This is a genomic window from bacterium (assembly GCA_037200965.1).
Classification (GTDB): Bacteria; Patescibacteriota; Minisyncoccia; order Phycocordibacterales; family Phycocordibacteraceae; genus C7867-001.
Genome location: JBBCGK010000001.1, coordinates 814,994 through 829,428, shown reverse-complemented (window position 1 = coordinate 829,428; position 14,435 = coordinate 814,994). Strand labels below are relative to the sequence as shown.

21 protein-coding genes and 1 pseudogene are annotated in these 14,435 nt (G+C 54.0%); 3 read left to right on the top strand and 19 right to left on the bottom strand.

The window, feature by feature from the left end; genetic code table 11:
- Positions 1-87 precede the first annotated feature (87 nt).
- The 13 genes from WDN10_04840 to WDN10_04780 all read right to left on the bottom strand — a co-directional run bounded on the left by WDN10_04840 (position 88) and on the right by WDN10_04780 (position 7,751).
- Positions 88-912 carry an ion transporter gene (locus WDN10_04840; protein ID MEJ0054013.1) on the bottom strand — a complete coding sequence of 275 codons (825 nt, stop codon included), beginning with the start codon at positions 910-912 and terminating at the stop codon, positions 88-90.
- Between the two features lie 231 nt (positions 913-1,143).
- A complete protein-coding gene (locus WDN10_04835) occupies positions 1,144-1,890 on the bottom strand; it encodes a hypothetical protein (protein MEJ0054012.1) in 747 nt (248 codons plus the stop codon).
- Between the two features lie 4 nt (positions 1,891-1,894).
- Complete coding sequence (locus tag WDN10_04830; GenBank protein ID MEJ0054011.1) at positions 1,895-2,332, bottom strand: VOC family protein; 438 nt, start codon at positions 2,330-2,332, stop codon at positions 1,895-1,897.
- 72 nt (positions 2,333-2,404) lie between these two features.
- A complete protein-coding gene (locus tag WDN10_04825) occupies positions 2,405-2,923 on the bottom strand; it encodes a GrpB family protein (protein MEJ0054010.1) in 519 nt (172 codons plus the stop codon).
- Positions 2,924-2,925: 2 nt separating this feature from the next.
- Positions 2,926-3,366 carry an NUDIX hydrolase gene (locus tag WDN10_04820; protein ID MEJ0054009.1) on the bottom strand — a complete coding sequence of 147 codons (441 nt, stop codon included), beginning with the start codon at positions 3,364-3,366 and terminating at the stop codon, positions 2,926-2,928.
- A gap of 16 nt (positions 3,367-3,382) precedes the next feature.
- Positions 3,383-3,976, bottom strand: coding sequence for a class IV adenylate cyclase (locus WDN10_04815; protein MEJ0054008.1), 594 nt, complete (start codon positions 3,974-3,976; stop codon positions 3,383-3,385).
- Positions 3,977-3,986: 10 nt separating this feature from the next.
- Positions 3,987-4,442 (bottom strand): pyridoxamine 5'-phosphate oxidase family protein, encoded by a 456-nt coding sequence (locus tag WDN10_04810; protein MEJ0054007.1) that lies wholly within the window; start codon positions 4,440-4,442, stop codon positions 3,987-3,989.
- Between the two features lie 2 nt (positions 4,443-4,444).
- Positions 4,445-5,146, bottom strand: coding sequence for a nucleoside-triphosphatase (locus tag WDN10_04805; protein MEJ0054006.1), 702 nt, complete (start codon positions 5,144-5,146; stop codon positions 4,445-4,447).
- Between the two features lie 9 nt (positions 5,147-5,155).
- On the bottom strand, positions 5,156-5,716 hold the full coding sequence (locus WDN10_04800; GenBank protein MEJ0054005.1) for an alpha/beta fold hydrolase: 561 nt from the start codon (positions 5,714-5,716) through the stop codon (positions 5,156-5,158).
- 36 nt (positions 5,717-5,752) lie between these two features.
- Positions 5,753-6,364: a class I SAM-dependent methyltransferase gene (locus tag WDN10_04795; GenBank protein ID MEJ0054004.1), complete on the bottom strand. Its 612-nt coding sequence runs from the start codon at positions 6,362-6,364 to the stop codon at positions 5,753-5,755.
- 191 nt (positions 6,365-6,555) lie between these two features.
- Positions 6,556-6,975, bottom strand: a complete 420-nt coding sequence (locus tag WDN10_04790; GenBank protein ID MEJ0054003.1) for a hypothetical protein — start codon at positions 6,973-6,975, stop codon at positions 6,556-6,558.
- Between the two features lie 24 nt (positions 6,976-6,999).
- Positions 7,000-7,377, bottom strand: a complete 378-nt coding sequence (locus tag WDN10_04785) for a hypothetical protein (GenBank protein MEJ0054002.1) — start codon at positions 7,375-7,377, stop codon at positions 7,000-7,002.
- Positions 7,378-7,460: 83 nt separating this feature from the next.
- Positions 7,461-7,751, bottom strand: coding sequence for a hypothetical protein (locus tag WDN10_04780; protein MEJ0054001.1), 291 nt, complete (start codon positions 7,749-7,751; stop codon positions 7,461-7,463).
- 113 nt (positions 7,752-7,864) lie between these two features.
- Here WDN10_04780 and WDN10_04775 point away from each other — a divergent pair, with 113 nt between their 5' ends.
- Positions 7,865-8,311, top strand: a complete 447-nt coding sequence (locus WDN10_04775) for a hypothetical protein (GenBank protein MEJ0054000.1) — start codon at positions 7,865-7,867, stop codon at positions 8,309-8,311.
- Positions 8,312-8,377: 66 nt separating this feature from the next.
- Here WDN10_04775 and WDN10_04770 read toward each other — a convergent pair whose 3' ends face one another.
- Both WDN10_04770 and WDN10_04765 read right to left on the bottom strand, forming a co-directional pair.
- On the bottom strand, positions 8,378-9,892 hold the full coding sequence (locus tag WDN10_04770; GenBank protein ID MEJ0053999.1) for a PAS domain-containing sensor histidine kinase: 1,515 nt from the start codon (positions 9,890-9,892) through the stop codon (positions 8,378-8,380).
- 161 nt (positions 9,893-10,053) lie between these two features.
- Positions 10,054-10,467, bottom strand: a pseudogene (locus WDN10_04765) (PAS domain-containing protein).
- Between the two features lie 225 nt (positions 10,468-10,692).
- Between WDN10_04765 and WDN10_04760 the strand changes: the two are divergent.
- Complete coding sequence (locus WDN10_04760) at positions 10,693-11,157, top strand: hypothetical protein (protein ID MEJ0053998.1); 465 nt, start codon at positions 10,693-10,695, stop codon at positions 11,155-11,157.
- A gap of 90 nt (positions 11,158-11,247) precedes the next feature.
- Here the strand turns inward: WDN10_04760 and WDN10_04755 are convergent, their stop codons facing one another.
- Both WDN10_04755 and WDN10_04750 read right to left on the bottom strand, forming a co-directional pair.
- Entirely contained in the window at positions 11,248-11,682 is a 435-nt protein-coding gene (locus tag WDN10_04755) for a GNAT family N-acetyltransferase (GenBank protein MEJ0053997.1), read from the bottom strand.
- Positions 11,683-11,759: 77 nt separating this feature from the next.
- Positions 11,760-11,894, bottom strand: coding sequence for a hypothetical protein (locus WDN10_04750; GenBank protein MEJ0053996.1), 135 nt, complete (start codon positions 11,892-11,894; stop codon positions 11,760-11,762).
- Positions 11,895-12,216: 322 nt separating this feature from the next.
- Between WDN10_04750 and WDN10_04745 the strand changes: the two genes are divergently transcribed.
- The gene (locus WDN10_04745) at positions 12,217-12,546 is read left to right on the top strand and encodes a hypothetical protein (protein MEJ0053995.1); all 330 of its coding nucleotides are present in this window, start codon (positions 12,217-12,219) and stop codon (positions 12,544-12,546) included.
- 265 nt (positions 12,547-12,811) lie between these two features.
- Here the strand turns inward: WDN10_04745 and WDN10_04740 are convergent, their stop codons facing one another.
- Together WDN10_04740 and WDN10_04735 are read right to left on the bottom strand one after the other, a co-directional pair.
- Positions 12,812-13,615, bottom strand: a complete 804-nt coding sequence (locus tag WDN10_04740; protein ID MEJ0053994.1) for an ABC transporter ATP-binding protein — start codon at positions 13,613-13,615, stop codon at positions 12,812-12,814.
- Positions 13,616-13,617: 2 nt separating this feature from the next.
- Positions 13,618-14,424, bottom strand: coding sequence for an ABC transporter permease subunit (locus tag WDN10_04735; GenBank protein ID MEJ0053993.1), 807 nt, complete (start codon positions 14,422-14,424; stop codon positions 13,618-13,620).
- Between the last annotated feature and the right edge of the window lie 11 nt (positions 14,425-14,435).

Below are 14,435 nucleotides of genomic sequence, written 5' to 3'. Positions count from 1 at the left end.
TGATGCGTCGTTATGGCTATGCCCTTTAGTATAGCGAGCGCGGTTTTTCCTTTCAGGTGGGGATAAGCTCCCTGGGCGCTTGGATAGCTATAAGGCTCCGCCGCAGACCTTGCAGAACCTCGCATCGGGATCATTAGCGGTGTTCCCGCAGTCGTCGCACGCGTGCCGGTTGACCCCGTGTTTTGCCCGCGCCATTTCCGACGTTACGATCCCGGTCGGCACCGCGATAAATCCGTAGCCAAGAAGCATCACGAAGCTCGCGATCGCCTGGCCAAGCGGGGTCTCGGGCGTTATATCGCCGAAGCCCACGGTCGAAAGCGTCACAATGGCCCAATAGATGCCCGTGGGAATATTCGTGAACCCGTGCTCGGGGCCTTCGACGAGATACATAAGGCTTCCCATCGATATAACGGAAAAGGCGACGAAGAGAATGAAAATGGCGATCTTCTCCTTGCTCGCGCGAAGCGCCTGCATCAGGGTATCGCCCTCGACGACGAACCGCGCGAGCTTCAGTATCCGGAAGACCCTCAAAAGCCGGAATACGCGGAGAATCATGGCCGCCTGGAAGCCCGGGATAAGTACCGCGGCATAGGCCGGAACGATCGCCAGGAGGTCGATGATGCCGAAGAAGCTCGTAGCATAGAGCGCGGGGCGGCGCACCGAGACAAGGCGAAGCACGTACTCGATAGTAAAGAGGATGGTGAACGTCCATTCCGCATAACGGAAGAACGCACCGAACGGGGCGTGGAACGATTCGACGCTGTCGAGCACTACGACGAGCACCGAAAGCACGATGATCCACAGGAGCGCCGTGTCGAAGAAACGTCCGGCGGGCGTATCCGACTCGAAGATGACGCGGTGCAGCGTAAGCCGCCACCCCTTGAGTTCGCGCCCGTCGGGTTTCGTTTTCATTCCCTCGTAGTATGCGCCATCCAAGGGAGACGAACAAATACCGCGACATGAAACTCTTCAGCACGATGAAAGTCGATCCGGAGGCGGACTAAATAGCAAAAATACCGACTTGATGTCGGTATTTTTGCTATGCCTGCCTTCGGCTTATGTATTAGCCGAAATAGGGCTGACGCCCCACAGGCACGAGGCTAGTATATCAAATGCCAATGAAGAGGCAATGAGGTGAGTATCTCACTTCCCGAAGTCGAACGTATCAATATCGAGCCGGTCGAATTCGTAGAGCTTTTTGGCCACCAGGTCATACCACGCGTTCTGGTATACGTTCTTCGCATTGTCGAGCTTAAAGAAATTCCGCTGGTGCAGATAGATATGGGAGCGATGGGGTTTTCCGTGGTAGCAGTTGAGTATCCACTGCTCCTTGTCCTTGGTGTAATCGTTCTGGAGACGCATGTGGCCCTTGGCGACCAGGTAATCCGTCAGTATTTCTTCGAGCATGTAGCCGATACTGTATTCATTCACTTCCCTTCCGGTTCCTTGGATATCGAGCGTGACATACCCGCGGAGCTGCGCATCATTTTCAAAGATGCGGCGGAATTCGACAAGGTACGAGGAGAACTTCGGGCAGTCGAGGAGAAGCTGGCTCCAGGTCATGAAAGTAAAGCCGCTCGGGACGATATAAATATTCTTCTTGATGAGGTTGAGCCATCCCTGCTTGTGCTCTTCGATAAGCTTCTGATGCTTGAGCTTCAGTTCCATCGCGGGCTCGCCGCTGTAGAGATACAAGCTGTCGGTATAGACGACCTGCGCCCCGACATTCGAGACCTGAATCTTGGATATGAGGTGCTCGTCCGCGCCGTAGCAGTTCTGCGGGCTCTGAGTGTTATTCAGAAGCGGCATCGAGAGCGCGAAATACACGATGCCAGGCTCCTTCGGAAATTTATTGAGATCGAAAAACTCATTCGTTGTCGGCTTGGCCATGGGGCTAATCCTTTGAGCTATAGTTCACCATCCAGTTGATTCCGTACTTGTCGGAGAACGACCCGAAGTACGCGCCCCAGAACATCATTTGGAGCGGCATCGATACTTTCCCTCCTTCCGAAAGGGCCGTGAAAAGTCGCTCGGCTTCTTCTTTCGTATCCGGCTCGAGATTGACGTGCACGTTATTGCCCTCGACGAGCTTGAAGCCCATCGATTCCGGTGCATCGGTTCCCATGAGAACGTGCCCGCCGAGTATCGAGAGCTCGATATGCATTACGAGATTCCTATCGGCCTCCGCAAGCGCCGGGACGCCTTCCTGCGGCGGGACATCGCCCATCCGGTGTATGCCTCCCGTGAATTCGCCGCCGAAGACTGATTTATAGAAAGTAAACGCCTCTTCGCTCTTGTTCGTGAAATTGAGATAGGTGCTCGTCCGCGCCATAAGGATCGTTTTAGCCGCTAATGGTTGAAGTATAACAAACTCTATCGACTCGGACTTTGTTGCCGATAGCGGTCACTGGGCTTTCTTCAGTATTTCATGTACGAAGGCGCTCTTGCGCTCGGTATACTCCTCACGATTATCAGCATACTGGTCTGCCAACGATTCCTTCAGTTTCCGATATTCTTCCCTAGCTAAAGAATTCTTCCGCAGATAGTTCCGGAATGCAAGAGCATTCATCCATCCGGTCTTGCTGGTTATTTCCACGAGATTCAAATGATGGGTTCTATATTCCGGCGGACCCTTGGGAAAGAACTGACGGTCAGCAAAACGTCTCTCCGGAATATATTCATATCCAAGCCCGGGAAGTATCTGGATGAAATCACCGATATCATCAAGCGATTTGACGGCCACATTGATATCTATGATCGGCTTTGCGGGCATACCGGGAATCGCGGTGCTTCCGATATGCTCTATGGCTTTTATTCTGTCTCCGAATGCTTCAAGAAGTAGTTTTTTCTCTTTATCGAACAGCGGGGGCCACTCCGGATTATGCGGAACCAATACTACCGTCCCTCGCTTTACTCCGAGCATCCTTAAAGTGTATCAGCTTCGTAAAACAGCTTGATATAGTCCTCGAGATCCCCGATAAGCGGCATCGCAAACGCTTCCGCAGGGGTTACCCATCTGAAATCCTTGTGCGAAGCTGGGTCAATCACTACTTCGTGATCACGTGCCAGATTCAAGAAGAACATGTGATAGATAAAGTCGTACTCGGGAAAGCGGGAATATCCTGTCCTGAAAAACCGCAGGTCTTTCGGGGCTGCCGAGTATCCCGTTTCTTCCGCCATTTCTCTCGCTGTGGCCTGCGCAGGAGTCTCTCCCGCATCTATCTTCCCTGCCGGGACGCCCCAGGTATTCCCTTCCGGCTTATGATCCTGCCGCAACAGCAGGAGGAACTTTCCGTCCCGCTTAAGAAAACAGCTCCCGATCTCGAATTTCGGATTGAAATCTTCCGGCCGCTCAAGATAGATCATGACGGGGATCAGCTCGCTATGCCTTCTTCCGTGTAAGGAGCCAGTCCGGCTCCGGGACGAACGTGATGCTTCCCCACGCATCGATTTCCGATTCGGGGAAATCGTAGTGCATCTGATATACCGTCTCAACGCTTCCGTGCATGGCGCGGGACCAGTCGAGACCAAGTGCGGCTGCGGCATCTTTAAGCGCTTCTTCGCTCGATCCTTCAAGCTCCATGAACGGCGGAATCCAGGGCCAGGTATCGATGGTGATTTCCATGTCTTGATACATCCATTTCTCCCGTTTCGTCTCTTGATAGGATTTCGCCTCGAGCCCGATCGAAGTCAGGAAATCCGCGGCCTTGTCAAAATCGCTTACGTCCACCGACACCTCCTTCGTTCCGTGGAGCGTCCGGTCGTTAAGCTGCTTATAGCTTAAGGTGACTTTGTTCCCCTCATCCCGGATGCGGATCCACCCGCCGATCGTATTAAGACGGCCGTCGGGATAGTCGAAATTCCTGCGCCGCATCAGCGTTTCGGGGTATTCAAGAACCGCGCCGATCTCCTTGAGCCTGGCGCGAAGCGTTTCAGTATGTATGTCCGCGAACTTGGCTTCTATTTCGGTTTCCATCCGTTATGTACTAGCCGATAGCGAATTCCTCGCTTTCGTCGTCTCCATACACCGCATCATCCCAGTATTTCATATAGCTCGGCTCGACCACCCAGACCGTGGAGCCCCCTGCGTTCGTGCGGATCCAGTCTGTCGTAACTTTCTTCTTAAACTCAGGGAAATTCTCGTTATGCAACCGGACGCCCACAGCGATTTCTTCGTCGTTTTTCGCCGGACGGCAGACACCCTTCCCTTGTACCCCTTTTCGATCCCCGTGGTTTGTGGGATCGAACCATGCCGTCGAGAACGCCACACGCGGATCCTTCAGGATCATCAGACTGTGGATGTTGGTGTCGGAACTTATGAAGTAGAGGCGGTTCACATCGTCGCTGCCAAAATAGACGTTAGCTATCCATGGTCCATTTTCACCGTGCACGGCGAGAGCTAAAAGGCGTTGTGATTTCAAGAACTTTTTGAGCGCGTCCATGACTACATCCTAGCAAATTCCCCGGCAGCTATAGCATGGCTGCAGATCCCGTATCGTTTGAAGAATTCGCAATCGCAGTGCCACTTTCCTTCCGTATGAACCAGCGTTCTCGTGCCATGCTCCGAGTGCAGTTCTATTCCCGATTCCGTGCGGGTGAACCGCTCGGGTTCGGAACTGTACTTTCTCGCTTTTTCGATCTTCTTCAGAAGCTGAGTTATAAACACCTCCTGCTCTTCCCTGTTTGCTGCCGAAATCTCGACCAGGACTATGTCGTCCCGCTTCCTGATGGCATCTGTAAAGCCATCCTCGAATACAGAGGAAAGGGTAGCGATACAGGTATTCCGGGCGTCCAGGTACCGCAAGACCAGATCTTTGAAGCGTTCCGAAAAAAGCTGCATCTGCCCGATCTCGTCTAGATAAAGGATACCGCCGTCCTTGAAGTCGGAAACTGCGGGAAGCATCGACTCGAGGCTGCCGATATCGACGAAATACTTGGAAACCTTGCGCGGGGTGTTGAAATTGATGTGCGCCAAGACCGCCTTGCTTCCGGAACGGGTTTCTACCTCAAAACCTAGCCGCCCGTGTTCGCCAAGGATTTCGTTCGTGACAAACCCTTCCTTTGCCGGAATACGACCGATTAGTTTCCGCAGGAGCGTCGACTTCCCGCTCCCTGGCCTGCCGGTGATGAGAATGTTCTTTTGCATAAAAGCCCTCTAACCGCCATTTATCATTCCCAGCAAAGCATCCCGGCACTGCGGGAGCTTGTGCCAGCCTGCGGAGCCGTTCAGGTGCCCGCCGTTCTTGATAAGCACCAGTTTCGCTCCCAATTCCCTGGCCAAAGTCTTTCCCTGGTCCGCGGACACGCTCTTGTCGTTATCGCCATGGATAACGACCATCTTCGGCACCCTTGCTCTGATAGCTTCGTAGTCGAAAGGTTTTTTAAGGAAAGCTTGCACCTTTCGCTTTGTGCTTTTGAAGACAGGCGCGGAAACAAAGACTGCACCCTGTATATTCTTTGCTTTTGTTGTTTCAAGATATCGCAGGATAGCGGTGGCGCCGAGGCTGTGTCCGATAAGGTATATCGGGTCCTTTTTGTTTGCATCGACGTGTCGGGAGATTTCTTCGACCCACTCAGAAGGAACCGGGCTGCCGGGGCTTGGCATCGAAAGCGCGCAGGCGTAGATACCTTGTTTGGCGCACTCTTCCATAAGCCACGGCTTCCACCCGCTATTGGGCGCTCCTTGAAATCCATGAACGATAAAGACTTTTATCACGTTACGATTGTAGTACGGATCCGACCAGTCGTGTGGCTACGGCAGCTTCACGATATACCACCGCCATACCACCCCTCCGGTCTTTCCTTTCCTTGCCCCTGCCTTGAGTATCCGCCATTTCCTCGGTACAAGTACCGCGCGGAATTTCTTATCATCGAACAGCTCGAAATAGCGCCGATCTTTTTCCGAGGCCGGGCTCGGTCGCTCTTCCGGAACCGTAAGATAGCCGATAGCGCCGCGTGTCATATGGCGCTCGATATTGGAGAGCGCTTCCGGCCACTGCGCAAGCGGAATATGCTGAAGCACCGCAGCCGCCCAAAACGCATCGAATTTCTTTTTTGGAAGCGTCTCTGCGTCTAAAATGTCCCCGTATGCGAACCGCATCTGCGGATAGCGCCGCTTGGCGATTTTGAGGAAATTCCTGCTGATATCGATACCGAAATATTTGAGCATCCGGCCCATGCCGAGAAACAGCGGCACATGAATGCCGGACGCCGCGCCGATATCGAGCACCGACGCCCCGGCTGGCAGGTAGCGCATGAACGATCGAAACGCTTCCTCGTGCCAAAAAGAATTGTTATGGGACTCCGACCATTTCTTGGCATGCGCATCGTAGTATGCGCGGTTTACCCTGCTGACAGCGTCCATGCAGGATAGTATACGCGATACACATATCCCCTCAAACCGCCAGCGCGATGCTCGCGCGCCAAGGAGGAGAATGTCCGGGACAAGACAACCGGAAGGGGCCGATTCATCTCGTCTTTTCAACTTCCGTGTTTTATATCGTCAAAACCACGGGCATAACCAGCGCGAGCGCGGCGCTATCGGCTATGACCCCGTCAATCCGCGCGGATTTCCGGAGACGATTGCCCGGGCAGCACGGATGGCGGCGGGACGCCCGCGATAACTATCCATTCGGTATTGCTTTTGCCTTTGCTGGTTGTCACAAAAAGAGCATAGGTGCCATCCGGCAACGACGGTACCGTAAAGCTGATAACAGACCCTTTCGCATACTCCGGACTTTCCTTGCCGCCAAATACCGCGGGACGAGACGGCAACTCTTGAATGGCGGTCCGCCCTATCGTGACCGTATTATCGTCCGGACTAAACCCTTCGCCCCAAATCGATACCGTCGCTCCAGGAGTCACCGGCGTGGGCGTTTCCCACACGCGCGGCAAAGACGAGCGGTATCCGTATACCCCGGCACCGATCGCAATAACCGATATGAGAAGAGCAGGTATCAGCGGCTTTATTTTCATATACGGCGGCACGCCTGGGGCTAATTAGGTTAATAGGTTGAATCTCCGGTCCACTAAAATGATGAGAAACAGGATGAACGCCCAAAAGAATATGAATATGCTGGCCTCCCCGAAATTGAAGGAAAAGACCGTCTTGTCCGGATAGACGAGATAGAAGAAGCCGGAAAGCGTGCTCAGAAGAAGCAGGGTGCTGGTCTCGATGAAATCGCTTCGCAGCTCGTTCGATGACTTCCCGATTTGGAACGCCACTATGCCGAAACCGGCCATCGTGACGGAAAGGGTCGTCACGAGACTCACGATCTGCATCGTCTCGGTCTCCTTGAAACCGCCCCACAACAAAAGCAGGAGGGCGAGGACGAACGACGTGAGCAGGAGCACGTTTATCCGCATGTCGGTGCTCATGGTCATAAGCATAACACCGGGACAGGACGCTTATCGCACCCTAGCCGGCCAGCCCCAAGAAGCCGCGTATGTATAGCACCGGGTTATATCGCCGCCCCTTCCCCGAGATGCATCTCGGCTTTGTAGCGCTCGATGACTTCCGGATGCTCTCCCGCCTTGCATTCCGCAACGAACTTCTGTGCGCTTTCCCCGTCGGGGAATGTCATGTATGCGAGCGCTCCTTCGCACACGACATTGATATTGAGCTTGCCCTGCGCTGGCGCACCGTTTTCATCCGAAGGGTACGATGTTTCGGCGGTAGTTGCGTGAGAATACCAATAATAGCCGCCTCCGATAATAACGAGCGCTATAAGCGCGATCAAAGCTGTTTTCATATTAAAAGTGTAACACGATTCTCGAGCGGTAAATACTTTGAATAGGATCAGGGTAGCCTAAAGCGGGTTAGATATGATACAGTCCGATCGGCGGCAACTGTGGGAGCGTCATCATGCGTGCGCAAATCTTGATTGAGACGGCGACCGGACGTCGGTGTCTCTATGTTCCGGCAGTTCATATTCAAGTCTTCGTCATGAAAAACGGGGCCGAGAAGTGGGTTGTGGCGGCATTTCGCACTGACGGGTATTACCAGGTGAATGGAGGTTTCATTCCAACCATCCAGCATCTGGAGCAGAACTATCAGCTCGTCGGCGAAACAGAGGTCCCGGACGATATTGTCGAGTTCGCGGTACAAAGCGAAAAACGACGACAAGAATCGGTTGGGGACATCGGCGACCTGCTTAAAGAAGCCATAACGTCCGGTGACCCGGAAGGCGGGTTCAGGGGCTTTCTCGCATTGCTCGAGCACGAACGGATGGAAGAAGAGGATCCGGATGCCGAAGAGCGCGCGGGCGAAGCGATCAATCGGCTGTTAACGCGAACTGGAGGTCTTGTATGACCTCCTTTTCTTTTTATTCGGTCTTGCTGCAGCCTTCTTAGGCTCTTGGTGGCATGCCTTCCAGGCTCATTGCCGCACCGCAAGCGGGAGCGTGACATAAAAGGTCGTTCCCTTGTTTTCTTCGGACTCGAACCTGACCGAACCGCCAAGGGCCGTAAGCACCGATTTGACGATATAGAGTCCGAGGCCCGTTCCGTCCTCGCCCTTCGTTTTTATATTGTCCGCGCGGAACATTTTCGTGAATATCTTGTCCTGGTCTTTTTTTGGTATGCCGTATCCGGTATCGGAGAAGACGACCCGCACATTGCGGCTATCCTCCAAAGACACCGAAATACTGATCCGTCCGCCGGAGGGAGTGTATTTTATCCCGTTCGAAAGGAGGTTTTGGAATATCATGCGGACGCGGCTCGGATCGGTCTCAAGGACGGGCACCTGCTTGGGGAAATCGGTGGCGACCGTGATGCGCTTGGCGTCTATCTGGGGCTTCTGCTCGCCGATCACGTCCCCGAGAAGCCCGGTCACCGAAACCGGCTTGAGCTCGGTCTGGAGCGTCCCGAGTTCGATGCGGGATACGTCGAGAAGCGCATCGACGAGCACGACCATCCTCTGGCTTCCCGCATGGATCTTTGCCAGATACTCATCCTGCCGCCTGGCGGTCTTGGCGACTTCGTCCCCAAGGAGCATCTCGCTGTACCAGTTGATGCTCGTGAGCGGGGTCCGGAGCTGATGCGAGGCGAGCGAGACGAATTCGCTCTTCGCTTTGTCGACCTCCTTCTCCTTCGTGATGTCCCGCTCGATGGCCACGAAGAACTCCACCCCGCCTTCGTCATCGAGAATAGGTGAAATGACCGTGTGGGCGTCGTATTCTTCCCCGCTTTTGCGGTGGTTTTTGATTTCGCCCGAGAAGGTCTTCTTCTCGACCTTTATCGTCTGCCAGAGGGTGCGATAGAAGTCGGTGTCCATGAGCCCTCCCCAGAGCTCTCGGCTCCCCGATTTCTTTCCGAGGATTTCCGCTCGGGTAAATCCGGTGATGCGTTCCGCTGCGGGGTTCGCAAACAGGATGATCCCTTCGGGGTCGGTGATGACGATATGTTCCGATACCCCGTCGACCGCCAGCTTGAACTTCTCGAGTTCTTCCGCGATTCCTTGCGCCCGCTCTTTTTCCTGCGCGAGATCGTCAATGATGTTCCGGGCCGCTATTTTCGCGTCCTCAAGGTCGTGCTCGATGAGCTTGCGTTCAGTGATGTCCAGGGAAAAGATGAACGCGCCTTCCGGTATCGGCTCTATGAGAAGCGCGAACCATCCTTTGTTTCCGTCGGGAAACACGAACTCGTTCTCCAGGCGCTGCGGCGTATGCCTCTCCATGCAGGTTCGCAAATGCGAGAACATCTCCGTCCGTTCGATGCCCGGGTACATTTCCATCATGGTGCGCCCCACGAGCTCTTCCTTCGTGTGCCTGCCCTGCCGCGCGACCGCCTCGTTCACGTAGAGATACCGGAAACCGGGGTCGATGATCTGGCATCCCTCGATCATATGATCGAAGAGGGAGCGGTAGTCGATCCGCGGCTCGTTCCCCGTCATTGCTTTCCTTTGAGCGCCTCGATCTCTTTCTTGAGTTCCGACATTTTCACCTCGCGCTCGATCATGATCTTTTCCATCCTCTTCACCTGCGTGATATGTCCCGCGCCCGCCTCTTTCCCGTCGGTCTGGCTCCCTCCGTACATGCGAAGGAGCATTTCCTGCTCCGTGACGTCAGTGACGTGATGGATGATATACGTGACGGAGCCGTCCTCGCCGCATATGGGGGAATTATCAGGACTCCAATAGCGCTCCTCGAAGACTCCCGGCCCCCGTTCCGGGCGCGGAATGTCGTATTTCTGTATCGCCATGAAATCGATCGTCCTGTTGACGAGCACGCGGTTGAGGGAGGCCGTGAGGTTCGCGACGCCGGTCGCTTTCGGGTCGTTCGGATTATCCGGAAAAACCTCAAACAGGCCCTTCCCCAGAATCTGCTCGCGCACCGTCTTTGTGGCTTTCGCGTACGCGTCGCTTACCGCGACGATGGTGAAATGGGGCGTGTCGGGCAGCAGGATGAGATAGTTTTCGGGGAGGGATTCGAATATGCTGCGGAAATCCGGAGTCGTTTTTGATTCCATGTGCCAGGAGGATTAGGGATAACGGCGTCTTTAAGAGGCCCTTCCCTTATAGCAGGGGCGACTTAAAGGAAAGTTAAAGTGGTGCCGTTCGGGATATCGAATCCGGCAAATAGCCTTTTAGTACGTCATGCGTCTTTAGCGGGTGCATAAGCGGGCTCGGTAGAATTTGATTACGCAATAAAATAAGGTATCCTGCGGTTCGGCACCCTAGAAGGAACTGTTCCCATGAAAACTTCATATCCGGCCGACCCGTTCGGCCCGCGGGCCTACGAATTGATGGCTGCTCATAGCGAGGCCGTTGCCGCAGCCACCAAACGAATGCATGCCAACCCTTCCGCGGCGGATCGGGAGCTTGTCGAAAACGCGCTTCCGCTCGGGAAATACCTGGACGTGAAGGCGGTCGTCAACGGCTGGAAAACCCGGCATTTTCTGGATATCACCGCCATCGGGTGGTTCCCCTTTCCTCTCAGGGAGTGGCAGCCTATGGCGGTAGCCACGGTCGGAAGCCCGTTCGGAGGCAGCAGCATGATCTTGGTGTTGCCGCTCTTTGAGCCAGTCGGCCTGATGAACGCTATCCAACTCGACAACGGTGGCGGAGACCCATGGAGAGGTCCGCGCTTGCTGCTTGACGACGGCACGCCGCAACGCCATCGGCAAGTCATGGAACTGTACGAAATGATCAAACCGTAAACATCCTCCGCGCAAGTGCAGAGCAGTGCAGGTCCAGCCCGGACCTGCACTGTTTTTGTTTTCCGGTGCTGATAGCGTGAGATCGCCTGATCAAAGCTCCTTTCTCATATTGTATATCCACCAGCACACCCCGCGGAAAAATCCGGTTTCCTTAAAGCCGAATCTCTTATATAACCGAAGCGCCGGATTGCTGGCTTGCACGGCGAGCTCCAGTCTTGAGCATCCGGACTCTCTCGCTTTAGTTTCCACGAATTCAAGCGTTCGGGTTCCGAAACCCTGTCCTCTAAACCGCGCTTTCAGGTTGAACCGTTCGATGTATGCCGTTGACCCGTTGTTGATAAGGGTGTACGCGATGAATCCAGCCAATTCCCCATTCACCTTGATAGTGAGCAGCGCGGAGCCTCGCAGGAACTTCCGGAGCCGCTTTTTCTCGCCGTTCCTCAAAAAGAAGTGTACGAACGTTCCCCGGATGACGCGTAGGTTGTCGTCGATAAGCTCCAGGTATTCGTTTTCCTCGGTTGCCATGTCGAACCTTTCGAAAGTAAGTTGCATGGTAAGCGGGAGAAATGGCTTAGGCGGCTGTTTGGAACAATGTCAGGACTCTAGCCCAACAGAACATAGAGACTTATAACCAGAAGCATTTGAATAAGAACCGCTGACAGGAGTTTCTTGAGATCAGCAGCAGGAGAGCCGAACGCGTATACCGTGAGCGATAAGGAATATATGATCGCTGCCATCCCTACGACAATAAGCAGATTCGGGCCCTCAGGATCGTTGAAAGCGGCAAACATTCCGCGAGACAGCAGGAGAGCGGTTACGCCCAAGGCAAGGTATGAGCCCCATTTTGATTTGAAAGGCATAGTTGCGGTTATAGTACATCTAACTGTGAACGGGCCTTAGAAGTTACGGACTGGCCGTCTCGTGTTAGAACCGTGGATGGTTAAGCCCCGTTTAGTCGGATTGACTCCATTTACACTATCCAAACGACGCGTCTCGTGCACTATCCAGAGCCATTGCAAAGAGAATTTAAAGGAATAGAATTCTAATCAAGATAATCATATGAAGAAAGAACTTTTGGTAGGAGATGTGGTTCGAAGTGAGTTTGGCGAGTCCCGTATAATCACGACAAAGGATAGTACTGGTGGTTGTTATTATATAGAATATACAGATAATCGTGGCTGGTTTTATAATCCTACACGAGCATATGTAAGCGAAAAGCAGCTTCTAGAAAAATATCGTAAGATTGGACACTTGCCAGCAGAAATTCTTAATGAATTACAGAAGGTAATTGCAGCGGCGATTATAAAGCATAACGAAGCCTTTACTTTCCTGGACTCAGCGCTTAATCAGAATGAGAAATTTAATATAGCAAAATTCCTGTCCGTATAAGAGTTTGGATTACCATTTCTTGTTAGAACTAAAAGCTCCCAGACCTTTTCTTACTTTATTTGGCAAATCGAATTAGCTAAAAACAGCGCGTCTCGAGCGCAGCAACCTCGCATGATTTGGCTGCCCGACAGGGACCCAAACCCCAATACCCGCCTCCAAGGAACGAGGTCCTCTCGGCTGTGTGCAGGAAAGTTAGGGAACAATATAAAAAGAAAAGCGGAGCTTGCGGCTCCGCCTTCTGAAGGTGCAGTAGAAATAACAATTCTTAGCGCGGCAGACTGGTCTCCATCAGAGCCATATCTACCTCGGTGACCAGCTGCATGAAGCGCGGGTCACGTTTGGTGGAAAGGTCCCGCACGAGCGGAAGATCCACACGGATACGCGAACCGATCTTGCCGATCCGCGGATCCAGCACATAGATGTCGTCGCCCAGGAAGACCGCTTCTTGCTGGTCATGCGTGACGAAGACGATGGTCGACTGCGAAGTCTTCCACAGATCAGCGAGCAGCTGCTGCATTTCGAAGCGGGTGATGCCGTCAAGCGCGCCGAAAGGTTCATCCATCAGGATGATCTCCGGATTTGCAATCAAGCTTCTCGCGATAGCGACCCGCTGCAGCTGGCCGCCGGAGAGCGTCGGGGTACGAGCGTATTTATGCTCGTGACCCTTAAGTCCCACACGGGCGATTATCTCGAGCGCCCGCTCACGCCGTTCCCTCTTCTTCACGCTTTTGAAGACGAGCGGAAGTTCGACGTTTTGAAGCACGGTCCGCCACGGCAAGGACGAATAGTCCTGGAATACCGTACTGACCGCACCATACTCTGACACCGGCTTGCCCTTGATCAGCACCGCCCCGCTGGTCGGCGTCTGCAGACCATTGAGATAGCGGAAGATCGTTGACTTGCCGGAGCCGGAGATGCCGAGCAGGACTACGAACTGGCCCTGATCGGGTTTGTCTTCAATGAGCAGGTTGAGTCCGTCCAGAACCGTCCTCTGCCCATAGCGCTGGGTAACCCCCCGCAATTCGATGATATCGGGGAGGTCGGTGTTGACGAATTCCACACCAGTCATGGCTAGCCTCCGATGCGCTTATAGGGGAAGAGCACCCGGCCGATCAGTTTGAAGATGGCTGTCTGGATGAACGCCACGAACATAATGATCAGCAGGAGTGCATAGTACTTCTCCATGCTATGGGTGCGTTGAGCCGAATAGATCAGCGCGCCGATGCCGCCCTCGCCTTTGTTGATGAGCTCGATGAAACTGATGTAGGTCCACGAGAGACCGACCAGGATCACGATATCGTCCCAGACGCGCGAGAACACATCGGGAAGATAGACGTAGCGGACCAGCTGCCATTCATTCGCGCCGAGTGTCCGCACCGTGTCGACATAGACTTGACGCACTTCGTCGACCCGCTGGATCACGGTTGGCACCAGATAGACGGCAATGGCCACCGTGAGGAAGGCCGTTTTCATGGTGTAGCCGATACCCAGCCACGCCATGAACAGGATCGTGGCCACTGGCAGCGGCAGAAAGCGCAGCCCGACGAAGAATGGCGTGGACATGCCGCGGAAGAACGGCAGCAGGCCCAGCGCCAGCCCCATGGGTACACTGATCACGATCGCAATGAAGGTCGCCAGGAGATTCATCTCGAAGCTAAACCAGACATTGCGCACAAGCATGTCATGGAAGTGCATGTCCGGTACCACCCCGAGGACCTCAAACGGTCCGGGAGCAATCTGCCGCGGCAGAATCCCGAGGGTGGCGAAGAGCCACCATGAGAACAACCAGAGGGACACTCCCACGATGCCAAGCAACGTATTTTGCCGAGCCGACGCGTTACCGCGCAACTCGAACAAATTCGTCAGCCTCTCTTGCATACCCTTTGTCT